Annotated in this window: 18 protein-coding genes, 1 tRNA gene and 1 pseudogene; 10 read left to right on the top strand and 10 right to left on the bottom strand. The window is 67.4% G+C overall.

The genetic code is table 11. The features are described 5' to 3' along the window. Positions 1 to 101: 101 nt before the first annotated feature. Positions 102 to 632: a universal stress protein gene (locus tag OG622_RS31890; RefSeq protein ID WP_371580066.1), complete on the bottom strand. Its 531-nt coding sequence runs from the start codon at positions 630 to 632 to the stop codon at positions 102 to 104. Positions 633 to 1,023: 391 nt separating this feature from the next. Here OG622_RS31890 and OG622_RS31885 point away from each other — a divergent pair, with 391 nt between their 5' ends. The 4 genes from OG622_RS31885 (at position 1,024) to OG622_RS31870 (ending at position 3,995) form a co-directional block, all read left to right on the top strand. After that, positions 1,024 to 1,494: a hypothetical protein gene (locus OG622_RS31885; protein WP_371580065.1), complete on the top strand. Its 471-nt coding sequence runs from the start codon at positions 1,024 to 1,026 to the stop codon at positions 1,492 to 1,494. 378 nt (positions 1,495 to 1,872) lie between these two features. Beyond that, positions 1,873 to 3,102: a helix-turn-helix domain-containing protein gene (locus OG622_RS31880; protein WP_371580064.1), complete on the top strand. Its 1,230-nt coding sequence runs from the start codon at positions 1,873 to 1,875 to the stop codon at positions 3,100 to 3,102. A 91-nt stretch (positions 3,103 to 3,193) separates the two neighbouring features. Then, positions 3,194 to 3,796, top strand: coding sequence for an oligoribonuclease (gene orn / locus OG622_RS31875; protein ID WP_046704821.1), 603 nt, complete (start codon positions 3,194 to 3,196; stop codon positions 3,794 to 3,796). 126 nt (positions 3,797 to 3,922) lie between these two features. Then, positions 3,923 to 3,995, top strand: a tRNA-His gene (locus tag OG622_RS31870). Positions 3,996 to 4,067: 72 nt separating this feature from the next. Here OG622_RS31870 and OG622_RS31865 read toward each other — a convergent pair. The 4 genes from OG622_RS31865 to OG622_RS31850 all read right to left on the bottom strand — a co-directional run bounded on the left by OG622_RS31865 (position 4,068) and on the right by OG622_RS31850 (position 6,112). Next, on the bottom strand, positions 4,068 to 4,526 hold the full coding sequence (locus OG622_RS31865; RefSeq protein ID WP_371580063.1) for a hypothetical protein: 459 nt from the start codon (positions 4,524 to 4,526) through the stop codon (positions 4,068 to 4,070). 82 nt (positions 4,527 to 4,608) lie between these two features. Next, positions 4,609 to 5,451: a serine/threonine protein kinase gene (locus tag OG622_RS31860; RefSeq protein ID WP_371580062.1), complete on the bottom strand. Its 843-nt coding sequence runs from the start codon at positions 5,449 to 5,451 to the stop codon at positions 4,609 to 4,611. Between the two features lie 77 nt (positions 5,452 to 5,528). Beyond that, positions 5,529 to 5,780: a hypothetical protein gene (locus OG622_RS31855; RefSeq protein WP_371580061.1), complete on the bottom strand. Its 252-nt coding sequence runs from the start codon at positions 5,778 to 5,780 to the stop codon at positions 5,529 to 5,531. Continuing rightward, positions 5,780 to 6,112 (bottom strand): hypothetical protein, encoded by a 333-nt coding sequence (locus OG622_RS31850; RefSeq protein ID WP_371580060.1) that lies wholly within the window; start codon positions 6,110 to 6,112, stop codon positions 5,780 to 5,782. The genes OG622_RS31855 and OG622_RS31850 overlap by 1 nt, the downstream gene beginning before the upstream one ends. A 165-nt stretch (positions 6,113 to 6,277) precedes the next feature. On the opposite strand from OG622_RS31850, the gene OG622_RS31845 reads away from it, so the two are divergent. Next, on the top strand, positions 6,278 to 6,550 hold the full coding sequence (locus OG622_RS31845) for a GntR family transcriptional regulator (protein ID WP_371580059.1): 273 nt from the start codon (positions 6,278 to 6,280) through the stop codon (positions 6,548 to 6,550). A gap of 11 nt (positions 6,551 to 6,561) precedes the next feature. On the opposite strand, the gene OG622_RS31840 is transcribed toward OG622_RS31845, so the two are convergent. Continuing rightward, a complete protein-coding gene (locus OG622_RS31840; RefSeq protein ID WP_371584477.1) occupies positions 6,562 to 6,858 on the bottom strand; it encodes a hypothetical protein in 297 nt (98 codons plus the stop codon). A 44-nt stretch (positions 6,859 to 6,902) separates the two neighbouring features. On the opposite strand from OG622_RS31840, the pseudogene OG622_RS31835 reads away from it, so the two are divergent. The 4 genes and pseudogenes from OG622_RS31835 to OG622_RS31820 form a co-directional block, all read left to right on the top strand. Further along, positions 6,903 to 7,478: pseudogene (locus OG622_RS31835) on the top strand (transposase); the annotation flags it as partial. A 406-nt stretch (positions 7,479 to 7,884) separates the two neighbouring features. Then, complete coding sequence (locus OG622_RS31830) at positions 7,885 to 8,964, top strand: polyprenyl synthetase family protein (protein WP_371580058.1); 1,080 nt, start codon at positions 7,885 to 7,887, stop codon at positions 8,962 to 8,964. A 508-nt stretch (positions 8,965 to 9,472) separates the two neighbouring features. Then, positions 9,473 to 10,567, top strand: coding sequence for a hypothetical protein (locus tag OG622_RS31825; RefSeq protein WP_371580057.1), 1,095 nt, complete (start codon positions 9,473 to 9,475; stop codon positions 10,565 to 10,567). 134 nt (positions 10,568 to 10,701) lie between these two features. Next, positions 10,702 to 11,802, top strand: a complete 1,101-nt coding sequence (locus OG622_RS31820) for a Rieske 2Fe-2S domain-containing protein (RefSeq protein ID WP_371580056.1) — start codon at positions 10,702 to 10,704, stop codon at positions 11,800 to 11,802. A 211-nt stretch (positions 11,803 to 12,013) separates the two neighbouring features. On the opposite strand, the gene OG622_RS31815 is transcribed toward OG622_RS31820, so the two are convergent. Together OG622_RS31815 and OG622_RS31810 are read right to left on the bottom strand one after the other, a co-directional pair. Further along, positions 12,014 to 12,172 (bottom strand): hypothetical protein, encoded by a 159-nt coding sequence (locus OG622_RS31815; RefSeq protein ID WP_371580055.1) that lies wholly within the window; start codon positions 12,170 to 12,172, stop codon positions 12,014 to 12,016. A gap of 124 nt (positions 12,173 to 12,296) precedes the next feature. After that, positions 12,297 to 13,175 (bottom strand): sigma-70 family RNA polymerase sigma factor, encoded by an 879-nt coding sequence (locus tag OG622_RS31810; protein ID WP_371580054.1) that lies wholly within the window; start codon positions 13,173 to 13,175, stop codon positions 12,297 to 12,299. Positions 13,176 to 13,268: 93 nt separating this feature from the next. Here OG622_RS31810 and OG622_RS31805 point away from each other — a divergent pair, with 93 nt between their 5' ends. Then, complete coding sequence (locus OG622_RS31805) at positions 13,269 to 13,718, top strand: carboxymuconolactone decarboxylase family protein (protein WP_371580053.1); 450 nt, start codon at positions 13,269 to 13,271, stop codon at positions 13,716 to 13,718. A gap of 180 nt (positions 13,719 to 13,898) precedes the next feature. Here OG622_RS31805 and OG622_RS31800 read toward each other — a convergent pair whose 3' ends face one another. Together OG622_RS31800 and OG622_RS31795 are read right to left on the bottom strand one after the other, a co-directional pair. Then, complete coding sequence (locus OG622_RS31800) at positions 13,899 to 14,984, bottom strand: hypothetical protein (protein WP_371580052.1); 1,086 nt, start codon at positions 14,982 to 14,984, stop codon at positions 13,899 to 13,901. Further along, positions 14,981 to 15,514: an RNA polymerase sigma factor gene (locus OG622_RS31795; RefSeq protein WP_371580051.1), complete on the bottom strand. Its 534-nt coding sequence runs from the start codon at positions 15,512 to 15,514 to the stop codon at positions 14,981 to 14,983. Before OG622_RS31795 ends, OG622_RS31800 begins: the two co-directional genes overlap by 4 nt. Positions 15,515 to 15,655: the final 141 nt, after the last annotated feature.

Here is a 15,655-nt window from a genome sequence, read left to right as displayed (position 1 = left end):
ACAAACACCTCTACGCGTCAGTAGACTTACGGGTTTCCGGAAGCGACGCGGAGCGTCACGGATTGACGCCGCGGAACGTCACGGAACAGCGGCGCCGAACGTCACGGAATGACGATGACCGGCCGCTGCGCCCGCTTGGCGAGCCGCCCCGCGACCGACCCGAAGAGCCGGCCGACGAGCCCGTGCGTGGACCCGACGACGATCGCGTCGGCCTCGTACTCCCGGCCCACCTCTTCGAGTTCGTGGCAGATGTCGCCGCCTCGCTCGACGAGGATCCAGGGCACCTCGGCCAGATAATCGGCGCAGGCGAGCTCCAGCCCGAGGACCTCGGTCCGGTGGTCGGGAACGTCGACGAACACGGGTGGCTCGCAGCCGGCCCACACGGTCGTGGGCAGCCGGTTGGCGACATGCACGATGATCAGGCCCGAGCCGGAGCGGCGGGCCATGCCGACGGCGTACGCGAGGGCGCGCTCACTGGACGTCGAACCGTCGAAGCCGACGACGACGCCGTGCTTGAAGGCAGGATCGCAGGAAGGGCGTGTCTCTTCCGCCGCAAGGGGCTCGGCCGCCGTGTGATCGGCGACGGGCCACCGCTTGCGGTCCGCGGATTCGAAGAATTCTTGACCGGCCATGGGTGTCTCGGCGTTTGGATCCTCGTGTGGGGACGACGTGGATGGAACGTCGGTGTGGACGGGATGTCAGTGTGCGGCGGAGCCGTGTCCGGGAATCATCTTCCCCACCCCATACCCCCAAGGGTACGACCGCACGCCTCCTCCGCCCAGTTCCCGCACCGGCTGCGCGGGGTTCCAGGGAGCATGCACGAGCACCGCCCCGTAACGCAATGGTTGCTGCCACGTACAGCCGGTTTACACAGGAATACAGACGCCGCGGAAGCACGGGCGAGCGAGAACACCCCGATGACAACCCGATGGCAACCCGATCCGACGGCACCAGTGACCGACAGGTCGAACACGCGTTGAACTCCGGTAAGCCGAACCCGAGGGAGCCAGGAGGGAGCCCGCAGTGTCCGCGCACCGCACCGCGCCCCAGTCCGCCCCCGAAGCGGACGCACTCCCCCCAGCCCCTCCAAGCACCCCCGAAAGCGCCCTCCAGTCCTCGGCCCACCCGATCGACACCGCCACGGACGTGGTCCGCTGGGCGGCTTTCAGCTGCGTCCTGGTCCCGGTCGTCCTCGTCTGGTACGGCACCTCCCTCGCCGGCGCGACGGGCACGGCCCTCGGCCTCGCCGCGGTCACCGGCGCCTGCCGCGTCCTCCTCCGCCAGTCGGAACGCGGAGCGGCCCGTGCGGCACGCACGACGGCCACGCGCGCGACAGCCCCGCGCGCGAGGACCAACCGCGCGACAGCGACCCCCAGGGCGCCCGCCCGTTCGATGGCCGAAGATCGCACCCCCCAGCGCGGCCGAAGGGGACGCTCCCCTTCCGGGGCGCACAGGGGCGGACGGAACTCCGGTCCGAGTACGCCGGTCGACTGACCGGTTTCCGCGCACACCCCCGTATCTTTTCAGCCAACTTCGGTTACCTGCGCATCCCTTGGTCGAACACCCCTCCACCCCCCGTTCGACCTGCACTGAAAGGGGCCAAGGGGCCGCGCGCACCCTACGTGGACCGGCCACTGGGACGAGGCGTACTTCCCTGCACGGCCCACGAGTGCAACGCTTCGTGATCGAATGCTTCACGCCAAGTTGCCATGTCGACAATGCACCGGGTGGCGAACTGGTCACGCCGGCACCATGGGACACAGTAGATTCGATCATGACTGTCTTACGGCGGGGGACTCGTGCAGGACCAAGGGGAAACGTGCAGGAGCGACACAACCGAGGAGCCGCGACCACCGAGGGGGGCTTAGCAGTATGAGCCACGACTCCACCGCCGCGCCGGAAGCCGCGGCCCGGAAGCTGTCCGGGCGACGCCGCAAGGAGATCGTCGCGGTGCTGCTGTTCAGCGGCGGCCCCATCTTCGAGAGTTCCATACCACTGTCGGTGTTCGGGATCGACCGCCAGGACGCCGGCGTACCGCGCTACCGCCTGCTGGTGTGCGCGGGCGAGGACGGCCCGCTGCGGACCACGGGGGGCCTGGAACTCACCGCACCGAACGGCCTTGAGGCGATCTCGCGGGCGGGCACGGTGGTCGTGCCCGCATGGCGTTCGATCACCTCACCGCCGCCGGAGGATGCGCTCGACGCACTGCGCCGAGCGCACGAAGAGGGGGCCCGCATAGTCGGGCTGTGCACCGGCGCCTTCGTGCTGGCCGCCGCCGGCCTGCTGGACGGCAGGCCCGCGACGACACACTGGATGTACGCGCCGACGCTGGCCAAGCGCTATCCGTCCGTACACGTCGACCCACGAGAACTCTTCGTGGACGACGGCGACGTACTGACGTCGGCCGGCACCGCGGCCGGAATCGATCTATGTCTGCACATCGTGCGGACCGACCACGGGAACGAGGCGGCCGGCGCGCTGGCCCGTCGTCTCGTCGTCCCACCGCGTCGATCGGGCGGCCAGGAGCGCTACCTCGATCGATCTTTACCAGAGGAGATCGGCGCCGACCCGCTCGCCGAGGTCGTCGCCTGGGCACTGGAGCACCTCCACGAGCAGTTCGACGTGGAGACGCTCGCGGCACGGGCGTACATGAGCCGTCGTACGTTCGACCGCCGGTTCCGCTCGCTCACCGGGAGCGCTCCCCTGCAGTGGCTGATCACCCAGCGCGTACTGCAGGCGCAGCGCCTCCTGGAGACATCGGACTACTCGGTGGACGAGGTCGCGGGGCGTTGCGGCTTCCGTTCGCCGGTGGCGCTGCGCGGGCACTTCCGGCGACAGCTGGGCTCGTCCCCGGCGGCGTACCGGGCGGCGTACCGGGCCCGGCGTCCGCAGGGTGAGAAGCACAGCGATCACCACCACGACGGCCCGCACGGCGTCCCGGGGCCCTCCCCGGTGTCGCCGGAGCACGCCCCGGTGCCGCTCCAGGCCCGGCGCACGGCCGCGGCGAGCGCCCTGGCGCCGTCGGCGTCCCTCTCCACGGAGGGCGCCAAGCCCGAGCTGTACGCGACGGGCCGCCTGCCGGGCCAGCGCAGCGCGCCGTAGCACCAACCGGCCCGTACGGCCCGGTCCCGCACCTGATCACCCTGGTGCAGGGCTGGGCCGTACGGCTGTCACGGGCCGTAAGGTGAGACACATGAACGATCGCATGGTGTGGATCGACTGCGAGATGACCGGCCTCTCGCTGTCCGACGACGCGCTCATCGAGGTGGCCGCCCTCGTCACCGACTCCGAGCTCAACGTGCTCGGCGAAGGTGTCGACATCGTCGTCCGCCCGCCGGACTCGGCACTGGAGACCATGCCGGAGGTGGTGCGCGCGATGCACACCGCGTCCGGCCTGCTCGACGCGCTGCCCGGCGGCACGACGCTGGCGGACGCCGAGGCGCAGGTCCTGGCATACGTACGGGAGCACGTGAAGGAACCGGGCAAGGCCCCCCTGTGCGGCAACTCGGTGGGCACCGACCGCGGCTTCCTGCTCCGGGACATGCCCACGCTGGAGGACTACCTCCACTACCGCATCGTGGATGTCTCCTCGGTCAAGGAGCTGGCCCGCCGCTGGTACCCGAGGGCGTACTTCAACAGCCCCCAGAAGAACGGCAACCACCGCGCTCTCGCCGACATCCGCGAATCCATCGCCGAGCTGCGCTACTACCGCGAGGCGATCTTCGTCCCGCACCCCGGCCCCGACTCGGACACGGCCCGCACGATCGCCGCGAAGCACGTCCTGCCCGCGCTGTAGCCCCGTTCAGGGGCCCGTCCGGGCCCCCGAACACCCTCCACCGAAACGCGTGCGCGGGCACCCCTTCAGACCCTGTACACTTTTTCTCGGCCGGTCGGTAAACCTTCGGATGAACCGCCGGTCATGGTGGGTGTAGCTCAGCTGGTAGAGCACCTGGTTGTGGTCCAGGATGCCGCGGGTTCGAGTCCCGTCACTCACCCTGATCGAACAAGCCCCGACCTGGGAACCAGGTCGGGGCTTGTTCGTGTGCCATCGGGAGGCGAGGTGCGACTCAGCAGTCGTCGTAGCGCCAGACGCCGGCCTCTCGGGTCCACGGCTCCTGCTTCTGGTCGAACTTGGGCATGCCGACGCCGTACGAGACGCGCGCCACATCACCGGACATCTCGTCGACCTCGAACCGCTTCACATCCTGCGGGCCGTAGTCCCCGACGGCCCGTTCGGTCAGCGCGGCCATGCCCGCGAGGGTGATCCGCTTCTTGCAGCGCGCGGACAGCATGCCGTGGGTGGTGTCGGGCTTGTTCGCGAAGTACGCCGCGGTGTACTCGCGGACGGCCGCTTCGAGGCCCGCGGTGTCGGCCGGGCTGGGGGTGGCGCTCGGCTGCCACGCCCCGACGGACGGCTCGGCACTCGCGGACGGCTTGTCGTCGGCGCTGCCGGGCTCGTCGTCGGACGTGCACGCGGTGAGCGCGAGGAGCGTGGCGGCGAGTACGACGGTGGCGCGGGTGCGCATGGTCCCCCCTGGGATCGGTGTGCAACGCAAAGGGGCATCGTGGCACGGCTGGATGACGGTCGGCCTCAGCACCCCGCGGCCCTCAGCCACGCGTCCGCGAACTCCCGTACGCTCGCGAAGCGTTCACCGGGATCGGGATGCGTGGCCCGCTCCAGTACGGCCAGTTGGGCCGCAGTACCCCGCCAGGCACGCTCCTCGTCCCCCGCGTCCAGCAACAGCCGTGCGGTGCGGTGCGGCCCAGTACGTGGACCGTGGTGCGCAGGTCGATCGTGGAACCTCGCTCGAACTCCTCCGGCGCCATGAAACGGGTGGAGCCCGGCAGCCGCTCGGCGTCCAGCACGAAGGGGCCGGGCCGGTACTCGTCGAGGTCGACCAAATACATCTCGTGCGCCGCGAAGTCGTACAGCAGGGCACCGTCGTAGAGATCCACGGCGACGTGTCCGGCCGCCTCTACGGCGAGGTGGGCGTCGAGGACACGGGCGAAGGCCGCTTCGACCCGGGCGAGGGGCAGGGCCCGGAAGCGCGCCATCGGACTGCCGGGGCCCGTACGGTCCCCGCTGCCACGCTCGGCGGGGTGGTACAGCACCTCCCCGTCCCGCCAGGGCATGACCACGGCCGGCCGCCCGTCCCGCACGGCGATGCGGTGCACCTGCGGGACGATCACCGGGTGCCGCACGGCACGGTGAAAAGCCCACGCCCGCTCCAGCGACCGCGCCCCCACCCCCTCGACCGCGGTCTTCACGAACCACCGCTCATCACGGTCGGGCAATCGCACCCCGTACGCCACACACCCCGAGTCCTGCTTCTCGAAGACCCGGAAGACCTCCCCGATCCGGGCCAGACACTCCGCCACCGGGCCGTCGATCCGTTCCAGGCCCAACAGCGGGTGGCTGCCCGCGCTTTGCCCTCCACCAAGCTTCTCCATGGAGGTCAGGTTGCCAGCAGCACGCCCCAGCCACGGCGGGGCGTGCTGCTACAGGCGCCCGGACGTCAGGCCCGCCGCTACAACCTCTCCCCCTTCGACCGGGCGTTGCTCCTGGCGACGCCTTCGCTCAACGCTTCGGACCGGGTCACCGGCCTGAGCCGTTCCGGTCGGGCGTCCCACTCCCGGCCGCCACCGACCGGCCGCAGTTGCACGAACGGGCCGACGAACCCCATCACCCTGCCGATCCGCCCGCTTCCAGCGTCCCGAACGGTGTCGCCGAGGCTCACCGGCAGCAGGCCGGGGCGGCGGGGAGGTTCGCAGGTGCTCATCACGCCACCGCCTTCGCGCCGATCACATGCTCGTCGAGATCGATACCGAAGTCCGCCGCGAGCACCAGGGCGAGCCTCCGCCGAGACTGCCAGGCCTGCTCCCGCTCGGACTCGACGACGTACGGCCGGACCATGACGGTGGCGCCGCCGTCGAGCGGGCCGTGGAGTCCGTACGGGGACCGCTGGGCCAGGAGCCGCTGCGGGGCCGTGGCTGTCGTACGCGGTCGAGGGGCCGGAGGCGATACGGCAGGGCAGGAAGCGGCCCTTCGCCTGCCGGTGCCGGGGGCGAGTAGGCCCAGGGCCCATCGCAGAAACGCGTGGATAATGCTCACTGTCGTCAGCTCCTCTGAAGCTGGTGGCCATGCCCCGGGAGGTCGCACAACCTCGCCGGGGTCTTTTCATGTCCAGAGATTACGCCACTTGTAAGGTGCTGTAAGGTGATGTCACATGACTCCAGATATCGATAGGCATCGTCGCAGGTCAAATAGGGTCGACATATGACTGTAGACCTTGAAGGACCTGAGCCGCTGTACGAGCAAATCGCCGTCATACTCGGCGCGCGCATCGCTGACGGCACATATCCGCCCCGTCGCCGGGTCCCCTCCGAGGCGGCCATCTGCGACGAGTTCAGCGTCTCGCGCCCGACCGCACGATCCGCCCTTCAGCTCCTGAGTCAGCGCGGCCTGATCGTCACTGTGCGCGGGAAGGGGTCGTTCGTCATGGAACACACGAACCCGAGCACGGCCGAAGACAGCGAATCCACCGGCTGACGCTCGGCGACTCACTTGCGCGCAACCACAGCGCCCTCCAGCAACAGAGCAATGTGCGGTTGGAGGGTCAGATGACACTGCGGTTCATCGGAACCACGTCGGACAACGGCAACTGCCCAACGCTTTACGAGGTGGTGGAAACCGGCGAGATCCTCGTGCAGGGCGAGCGGGACACCGCGTCCGACAAGTCCCAGGCGCATGGCGGGCGCGGGCATCGGCGAAACGGGTGCGGTCGTCACCGATCTCGGCTCGCCCTCGTCCGGGCCGGGGCCCGCTTCGAACGCGGCCACCTCGTCGAACGCCGCCAAACCCCGCAGGCTGAGAGGGCGGTTCGTGAGTCTTTGGGTGGTCGTTGATCGAGCCTGTGATCACGGCGTGTAAGACCGGCACCGCTCGGTCAGCGGCCATCAGGGCGCCTACGCGATGCAGGAGATCGTAAACGCGATTCTCTACCAGGGCCGGACCGGCTGCCAGTAGGCCTACCTTCCCAACGACCTACCGCCCGAGGGCGCGACGTACTACTACTTCGCCACGTGGCGAGACGACGGGACTGACCAGGTCATTCATGAACTCCTGCGCTGCCAGGTCCGTGAGAAGGCCCGCCGATTAGAGGACCCGACCGCTGGACACCCAGAGTGTCCACGCGGCTGCCGGGGTCCCCGCCTCCACGACCGGCCGGGACCCGGCGAAACGGATGCCTGGCCGCAAGCGGGGACTGGCCGTGGACGTGCTGGGCCTGGTCATCGCCGTCACTGTCCTCGCCGCGAGCGCATACGACAACGCCGCGGGCATCGCCCTGCTGGACCAGGTCGCCAAGCACGCCGGCGGCACCGTCGGGAAAGCCCTCGTCGACCAGGGTTTCAAGAACCAGGTTGCCGCCCACGGCACCCTCCTGGGCATCGATGTCGAGACCGTCCAACGCAACCCGTGGGCAAGCCGCTTGCGTACGCCAAATGCGGCGAGCGCCCCAGTAGTGCACCAAGCGCTCGTTGGGTACGCCTGTTCAGCGTGCTGGCAGTCGCCTTTGCTGGAGGTGTGCCAAAACCTCTATGTCCGCGTATCAGGCTGCGTGCAGGGCCTGTTCCCGTCCACAGGCCAACGCGTGACATGTCGTATCGGGCGCCCGCCGTTCAAGAGCGGAGCGTAGCGGTGACCGTTCTACAGGGAGCCGCGGTCGTGACCGGGGGAGCGAGGATGCCCTGGTGTCCGGGCCCGGTACTTGCTCCGACGCCTGGGGGCGTGTCGGCGTGCGCCGAGGAGCCCCGTGCGTTCCTGGTCGAGGAGACCTTGTATCCCGTCCGGAGAGCCCCGGCCACCTCGCTGGGGGAGGCGAGTTGATCGCGGGTGTTGCCGAGCTGCCGGGCGCGGCCGCCTTGCGCAGACGGGTCACCAGCGTGCTCGACGGTTTCTTGGAGCACAAGGCCGGTACCGCCGCGAAGCTGCGGATGCCCGCCGAGGTGACCGAGTGCCTGCGTGATCTCCTGGCCGCCGGAGGGAAACGGTTGCGGCCTCTGCTGTGCGTGAGCGGCTGGGAGGCCGCCGGCGGTCACGGCACCCCCGAGACGCTGATCAAAACGGCGGCGTCGCTGGAGATGTTCCACGCCTTCTGCCTCATCCACGACGACATCATGGACAACAGCGGCAGCCGCCGAGGCGTCCCCACCGTCCACCGCCGCCTCGCGGAGCACCACGCCGGCGGCCGTACTGTCCTCGCCGCCCGGCAGGTGGGAGTCAGCGGCGCGATCCTCATTGGTGATCTGACACTGGCCTGGTCGGATGAGCTTCTGCACGTGGCCGGTCTTACTCCCCGCCAACTCGACGCGGTGCGGCCGCTGATCCATGAGATGCGCAGTGAGGTGATGTACGGGCAGTACCTGGACGTCACCGCCGCCGGCCGCCCCGCCGCGGATGTGGAGCAGGCGCTGCGCATCGTGCGGTACAAGACCGCCAAGTACACCGTGGAGCGCCCCTTGCACATCGGCGCTGCCCTTGCGGGTGCCCCGCCTGCGGTGCGCGAGGCGCTGAGTGCCTATGCCTTGCCCGTCGGCGAGGCTTTCCAGTTGCGTGATGACCTCCTCGGCGTCTTCGGGACTCCTGAGGTGACCGGGAAGCCGTCGCTGGACGATCTGCGCGAGGGCAAGCACACCGTCCTGGTGGCCCTCGCCCTCGAGCGCGCCGACATCAGCCAACGGCGCGTCCTGCGCTCCCTGCTCGGTGCTCCCCGTCTCGACGAGGCGGGGGCCGACCGCATCCGTGAGCTGCTCACCGCCACCGGCGCCCGGGACGCGGTGGAGGACATGATCGGCACACTCCGGGCACAGGCCCTGCGCGTGCTGAAGACCGCGCCCTTCCCGCCCTGCGCCATCGCCGACCTGCGGCAGTTCACCGCCATCGCCACGGCGAGGACCTCATGAACCCGCTTCCCTCGCAGGGGACTTGGGCCACGGGAGGCCTCTCACTCCGCCCGTATCGCGGCCCCACGAAAACGCACGTCGCCCACCTCTGCGGCGGCACCGCGCCCACCCCCCTCAGACTCCCTGCCTGATGGCACGCCCCTCCTGTACCGAAGTCGCACCCGCCGCCTCAGCAAATGTGGACTCACCCGCACCACGTGACGAAACGGCCAACAGGTTCAGCCCCGGGAGCCAACATGAAGAATCCCAGTCCGTTCCCAACAGCAGCCGGGGAGTGTCGCTGCTACGCGGCCCACTCCGCGTGGCCCCGGCCGTGCCCGCACTCCAGCAGTTGGCCCACAGCGCCGTATGGCGGGTTGCTTGGGAAGCCGTCCACATGCCGAACTTGATCGCTGACTTTTCGCTGACCCAGTTCCCGGATACCGCCGACAACGCTCCTGTCACGCACTTGCGAACAATTGACGAAACTCCATCAGTGCGCTGACCTACCGCCTTGCAGGAGGAACAGATGAACATGATCCCAGCCGACCGTATCAGCTATTTCCTTCCCGCGATCACCTGCCCCTTCCCTTGGGAAAAGAACAAGAACTATGACGAAGAATTCCAAGAAAATGCGGACGACTGGGTTCTCTCCCTGTTCTCCGACAACTCGCGTGTCATCGCTTATCGGAAGTACACGCATATGTGCAGGCTGTACCTGTGGGTGGCCCATGTGCTCCCGCGCCTCCCTCGGAAAGAATACGAACTGTGGAGCAAATACACCGGCGCCGTCACGGTGCTGGACGATGCGCATGAACGAGATTGGGAGGCCTCGGTTGCCAGGGATGGGCGCAGCGCTTTGACGCCCTGGGAACAGCTCACCGAGAACGCGGAATCAATGCGGTCAAGGAGTACGCCACCCCATCCCAAATCCCGCATTTCGTCACCACTGGTGCACGGGATCACTCAACTGGTCGATCAGATCAGCGACAGTATGCCCGACGCTGAGCGCGATGCATTCCTGGCTGTGATCCGGGATTATTTCCACAGCAACATCTACCGCAACGAGCACCGTGCGAGCATGCCCGTTGTGATAGATGTGTCCCTGGATCAGTACCTTTCATTCCGAGATGACGACACCGGGATGTGGCCCTTCATTATCTGCGCACCGCATATCATGGGTGCGCACCTGACCGAAGAGGAATGGAACGACCCCCGCCGTGCACGCCTCGCCTGGCTTGCCAACCGCCACGTCCTGCTGGTCAACGATCTGTATTCGTTCCATAAGGAATACCTGCAGCACAGTCAAAATCTCCCGTCTTTGCTTCACTCCGTCACGGTCATGGTCCTGGGGGAGGGACTGGAATGGCAGGAGGCAATCGACAGGCTGGTCAACCTGGTGTATGTGGCAGAGCGCGAGTACACGGAGATCCGTGATCAGTGGATCGCCGAGGGCGCATCGACAGCCGTACGTGAAGTCTTCACCGGGTTCGAACTTGAGATGGCTGGCAGCCTCAGGTACCACTTGACCTCCCCTCGTTATCACGGGAGGGATTTCAGCGGAGAGTTCATTTCCCAGACCATCACGTGCGATCCCGCGGACGGGCGCTTCCTCTGCAGGTAGAACACGCTCCCATGCTGACCGGCTATCGCGAATGGAAGCAAGAAACCCCTCGGTGTGCGGAGGCGGGCGCCGGTCACGGCCGGGGAATTTCTATCCCTAATCTAGCGCAGGCATAACTCTGGAGAAGAGCCGAAATGTTTGGCAGCAGGGACACGAAATGGTACAAGGTGCCCTCTCATGGCCCAACGCCGGCCGACGAGGCATTCCCTCCGGCGCTACCCAGTCCGAAGGGCTGGTTCTGCATCGGGTTCTCGGACGAAGTCCGTCCAGGGAAAGTGGTCACCAGCAGGTTGGTGGATCAAGATGTCGTCCTATATCGCACCCGGGCCGGACTGCTGCGCGCGGTCGAGCCGTACTGCCCACACCTGGGCGCTCATCTCGGCGTCGGGGGAAAGGTAGAGGGAGAGGATCTGGTCTGCCCGTTCCATGGATTCGGTTTCGGGCCCGACGGCGCATGCGTGCGATCCGGATACGGAAAGCAGCCGCCAAAAGCGAGCGTTCGTCATCTGGAGATCCGAGAGACGAACGGCATCATCTTCGCTTGGCACCATGGCGAAGCGGACAACGGTCCTGAATGGGAGATCGAGAGCGCAGACCTCAAAGGGTACTCCCGCCTAATTCATATCACAGTGGAACTGCCCTCACACCCGCAGGAGATCACCGAAAATGCTGTGGACCTAGGGCATTTTCCTGTCATGCACAACAGCCAAGTACGAGAATTCACGCTTCCGTTGAATCCCGGGAGTCCTGTGGCTGCTATTCACCTCAAGACTCGCATGCCAATCCCTTACCTGCCGTGGTGGCACATGACCACCAGCTACGATGGCGAACTTCGCGGCCTGGGTTGCGCGACCGGGACCGTAACCGTGCAGGGTCTCGGACTCATGATGCATGCCTGGCTCATGCCCACTGTGGTCGGGCCCTGGCGGATCCAATTGCGCTTCGCCGCTTGCATCCGCATATCTCCCCCACATTGGTTGCCTTCTCGGCTAGGCCGGCATGTCGCCCGAACTGTGTCCGGAGTACTGTGCAGCTTCGGGCTTCGCAGCACAATCACCGGCCTCACGCTTGGTGCTGACAGTCCCATCTGGCACACAAAGCAACATCAGCCAGCCCCCCGGATAGCTGATGGTGACGGCCCGATCATGGCATATCGGCGTTGGGCCAAACAATTCTATCCCGCTCGGCCTCACCGGGACGGTGAGCCCGGATCCGCCAACTTGATTTCGGAGTGATCGCTTCAGTTGGTTCGTTGGCGGTCCGAGGTTGGGCTGCGGATTCGGGCACGGGCGGCCTCTGGTCTGTCCGGCTTTCTTACGTGCTTTTCGTGACCCGCAATGGGGCTCCCGACCTCCGGTCCCGACCGTTGCGCGGTACAAGACGTCTGCCGCGAGCGATCCGTACACGGATCCCGGTATCGCCCCGGCACGGGTCGGACTGCCGCGATCAGGCAGAGCCATAGCCGCGGAGCCACGCCTGCAGAGCTGCGGGATCGTTGAGGAGATAGCCGGGGATCAGGCTGCGAGTCCGGTCGGGGAGCGGGCCGAACGGCGGGATCAGCAGCTCGGCGGTGAATGCGGCGTGTAGGTGCGCGGCGGCAGCCATCCGCATCGGGTCAGCCCTGGCCCAGCTTCACACGGAAGCAGACATCAACTCACGAACCGCCCTCTGAAACAGGTCAGTGATCCATAGACCTTGGCCGCTTGGCGGCGACTGCCTCGGTAGGGACTCACGCCGGATCCGGCAGGTCCATCAGCGCGAGTTTGGCCGGGTCGATCACGACCGTGATGTCGGTGATCCGGCCGTCGGCGACGGTGAACGCGAGGACCGAGAGCGGGGTGCCGTCCTCGCGCCAGGAAATGATCCCCGGGAGGCCGTTGACGAGCACCGTCCGCCCCTGCGTGGCTGCGCTGGCGGACAGTTGCGCGCCGGCTGCGACCTTGGTGGCGCCGAGGGTGACGACCACGCCCGACGGGGTGTCGACGGTCAGTTTCACCTCGGGGTCGAGTACCCGCAGCAACTCCTCGAAGTCGCCGCGGCGAGCCGCTGCCAGGAAGGCCTGGACCACCTCTCGCTGCTCCCGTCCGACGCCGGTCGGTCGCTCAATCGTCCGCACCTTCCTGCGGGCGCGGCTGGCGAGCATCTTGGTGGCGGCGGTGGACTTGCCGAGGATCTGGCCGATCTCGTCGAACGGCACCGCGAACAGGTCGTGCAGCACGAACGCCAGCCGCTCGCTCGGCCCGAGTGACTCCAGGACGACGAGGAGCGCGAGCCCGACCGAGTCGGCGAGCACCGCGTGGTCCTCGGGAGCAGGGTTGTCGTCGAGCGTGACCACGAACTCGGATGGACCGTCGTCGTAGGACGCCTCCGGGCGGGCCTGGCGCGATCGCAGGACATCGAGGCTGATCCGGCCGACCACCGTGGTCAGCCAGCCGGCGAGGTTGTGGATGGTCGCCGTGTCCTGGCGGGAGAGACGCAGCCAAGCCTCTTGGACCACGTCCTCGGCGTCGGCGTGCGATCCGAGCATGCGGTGGGCGACCGCGCGCAGCCGGTCGCGCTGGGCCTCGAACGTCTCGGCTATCGGGTCCGTCGGGCTGGTGTCGGACATGTTGTTACCTTCCTCGGTTCTGCTCCGTCATGGGGATGACGGGCCCGGAGGGGCGCAGGTAACCGATGAACCACCGATGAAGGAGTCAGACCGATGGAAGCACGTGTGAAGAGCCCGGCCAATCCTGACGTGATCACAGCGATCCAGCACCTCTACAAGGCGATTCACGCCGGAGGCGTGGACAAGCACCTGCTGTCGCTGGTCCATCTGCGTGTCAGCCAGATCAACGGTTGCAGCCCGTGCGTCTTCGCCACGATCCAGTCGGCGCAGCAGGCCGGTGAGACGGAGGAGCGGCTGCACAACGTGGTCGCGTGGCGCGAGACGCCCTTCTACACCGAGGAGGAGCGGGCGGCCCTCGCCCTGACCGAGGCCGCAACCCGGCTCCAGGACGGTGCACCGGGCGTCACCGACGAGATCTGGGACGCCGCCGCCGACCACTTCAGCGAGGAGCAGCTGGGCGCCATCACCCTGGAGATCGCGATGACCAACTTCTTCAACCGGATCAACCGGACGGTCCGGGAGCAGGCCGGCAAGACCTGGTGAGCCGGACGGGGCGTCATCCCCCGGAGGCCGCGCCTTCCTGACGTCAAGGGATGACGCCCCCGCAGACCGAAACCCCGGGGTCTGTGGCATTCGTGACAAGCACCCCGCTCCACAGGTCTTGCTATTCCTCAGGTTTTGGTGCCGCTGTCACTCGCTGTCACTCTGGGAGCACGCTTCGCCTCAGACCCGGCCTTTGGTGTCCTTGACCGTTCCGCGCGACAAGATCTCGCTCACCGATATCGTCCCGGGAACCGCGATTCTCAGTGCCAGTGGGTCGCCGAGCAAAGCTTCCTCGCCACCCATCGGGTAACCAGTCCCTGGATCGATGAGCAGCGAGTCTCGGAAAGTCGCGGCCTCGTGCCTGCCTTCCTGAGTGACAGCAAGGGCCTGTCGGCCCTTCCATGTGGTCGTCCTCGTCACCACCACGTCGGTCCGGTCGGCGAGGACCCGCAGCGCTGCCGCGCGCAACTCCGGTTCCACAGTGCCGCCCGAGGCTCGCTGCGCCGCCGCCAGCATCGCTGAGACACCCCAGACCAACCGTCCTCCCTCCCAGTTGACCTCTTTCAACTGCGCGAGCAGCCGATCCGGATCGGTCGAGAAGGGAAGGAGTGCCTCCCACTCGGAGTCCTGCGCGAAATGGCCCGGCCCGTAGGTCTCGTCCCGAACCCCCTGGCCCTCGATCAGTCCTGCTTCGCGAGCATCCCGTTCCTGATCCGGATTGGGAAAGTACGGCTTTCCGTACCTGCGGCGCTCGCGCCCCGCCGCGTCGGACGTCCTGATCCACTGCTCCGTCACTGTCGGTACGGCCGCGTTGGCGACACCACCCGGAACGTCACCGGCTGAGTTCAGTACCCACGCCCAGCTCTTGATGTAGAGGTATGGGCCCTGCACACCCTCCGGAGCGAGGTTCCGGACCTTCTCGGACAACTGGGTCAGCACTTGGCGCGACGACCTCCCTGCGATCTCACGAAGGTCCAGAACCGGTGGGGTTGTCATCGCCTGAGCCTCGCCGCCGGCGGATCCCAGCAAACGGTCCAGCTCACCTGATGCAGCCACCGCGGTGACCGATGCCACTACTCCGCCGGCCAGCAGAACCCGTCGGCGGGACATACCCACTCGCGGGAGAGGAGGCGTCGTCGCATCATCAGCGACCAGCAGGGCCGTAAGCTCCCGCTCGCCACGTTCCGGGATTATCCCGTCCCGCCCGAACTCGTCCTGCGGATCGGGCGGCATCAACTCCCGCACCTTCCTGAGATCTCCCTTCACCGTGCCCTCCCGTCCACCGGCAGTCCCACCTTGGGTACTTGCGCCTCGTCCGTGGCCACCGCCTCTTCCAGCATTCGGCGTGCCCGATGCATGCGGACCCGGAATGCCCCGGCGCTGCAGCCCAGGACCTTGGCCGCGTCACGCACGGACAGTCCGTCCCAAGCCACCAGCAGCAGCACTTCCTGTTCGTGTGCCGGAAGTCGGTCCAACACGCGTTGCGCGCCCAGCCTGTGCAGGACTGCTTCCTCAGCGGCAGGTTCAGCTCCGTGATCGTGGTGGGCACGTATGCGGTCGCCCAGACGATCGGCGCGATCTCTCGCGCGCACGGTGTTGGCCGCTATCCGTCGAGCGATGCCGAACAGCCAGGGCAGTTCCTTGCCACGTACGTCGTGGCGGTTCCGCCAAGCCACCAGGAACACCTCCGCTGCCGCGTCCTCCGCCGCAGTCGGTGGCAAGCGCCTGCGCAAGAACCGCAGTACAGGCAGGTAGGTGCGCCGGTAGACCTCCTCGAACCCCTGTGGGTCGTCCATCGGTCTGCTCACGCCCGCCCTCCCCACGCGATGCCGTCACCTTGTTTGTGTCCGGCACCGCGCCAGAGTTACGCGGCAGACGCCATCTCTCCGATTCGGCGGCACGAAACGATGACGCACCTCTCCGTCAGACGCAGGCCG

It is taken from the genome of Streptomyces sp. NBC_01314 (assembly GCF_041435215.1).
Lineage (GTDB): Bacteria > Actinomycetota > Actinomycetes > Streptomycetales > Streptomycetaceae > Streptomyces.
The sequence above is the reverse complement of the archived record's forward strand: the minus strand, read 5'-3'. Positions and strand labels throughout refer to the sequence as shown.

Bases quoted from the DNA above. Each gene is read 5' to 3' on its own strand.
- OG622_RS31845 (WP_371580059.1), top strand. From the start codon at position 6,278: ATGACTGTAGACCTTGAAGGACCTGAGCCGCTGTACGAGCAAATCGCC.
- OG622_RS31855 (WP_371580061.1), bottom strand. From the start codon at position 5,780: ATGAGCACCTGCGAACCTCCCCGCCGCCCCGGCCTGCTGCCGGTGAGC.
- OG622_RS31825 (WP_371580057.1), top strand. From the start codon at position 9,473: ATGAACATGATCCCAGCCGACCGTATCAGCTATTTCCTTCCCGCGATC.
- OG622_RS31820 (WP_371580056.1), top strand. From the start codon at position 10,702: ATGTTTGGCAGCAGGGACACGAAATGGTACAAGGTGCCCTCTCATGGC.
- OG622_RS31890 (WP_371580066.1), bottom strand. From the start codon at position 632: ATGGCCGGTCAAGAATTCTTCGAATCCGCGGACCGCAAGCGGTGGCCC.
- OG622_RS31880 (WP_371580064.1), top strand. From the start codon at position 1,873: ATGAGCCACGACTCCACCGCCGCGCCGGAAGCCGCGGCCCGGAAGCTG.
- OG622_RS31810 (WP_371580054.1), bottom strand. From the start codon at position 13,175: ATGTCCGACACCAGCCCGACGGACCCGATAGCCGAGACGTTCGAGGCC.
- OG622_RS31860 (WP_371580062.1), bottom strand. From the start codon at position 5,451: ATGGAGAAGCTTGGTGGAGGGCAAAGCGCGGGCAGCCACCCGCTGTTG.
- orn (WP_046704821.1), top strand. From the start codon at position 3,194: ATGAACGATCGCATGGTGTGGATCGACTGCGAGATGACCGGCCTCTCG.
- OG622_RS31815 (WP_371580055.1), bottom strand. From the start codon at position 12,172: ATGGCTGCCGCCGCGCACCTACACGCCGCATTCACCGCCGAGCTGCTG.
- OG622_RS31805 (WP_371580053.1), top strand. From the start codon at position 13,269: ATGGAAGCACGTGTGAAGAGCCCGGCCAATCCTGACGTGATCACAGCG.
- OG622_RS31795 (WP_371580051.1), bottom strand. From the start codon at position 15,514: ATGGACGACCCACAGGGGTTCGAGGAGGTCTACCGGCGCACCTACCTG.
- OG622_RS31865 (WP_371580063.1), bottom strand. From the start codon at position 4,526: ATGCGCACCCGCGCCACCGTCGTACTCGCCGCCACGCTCCTCGCGCTC.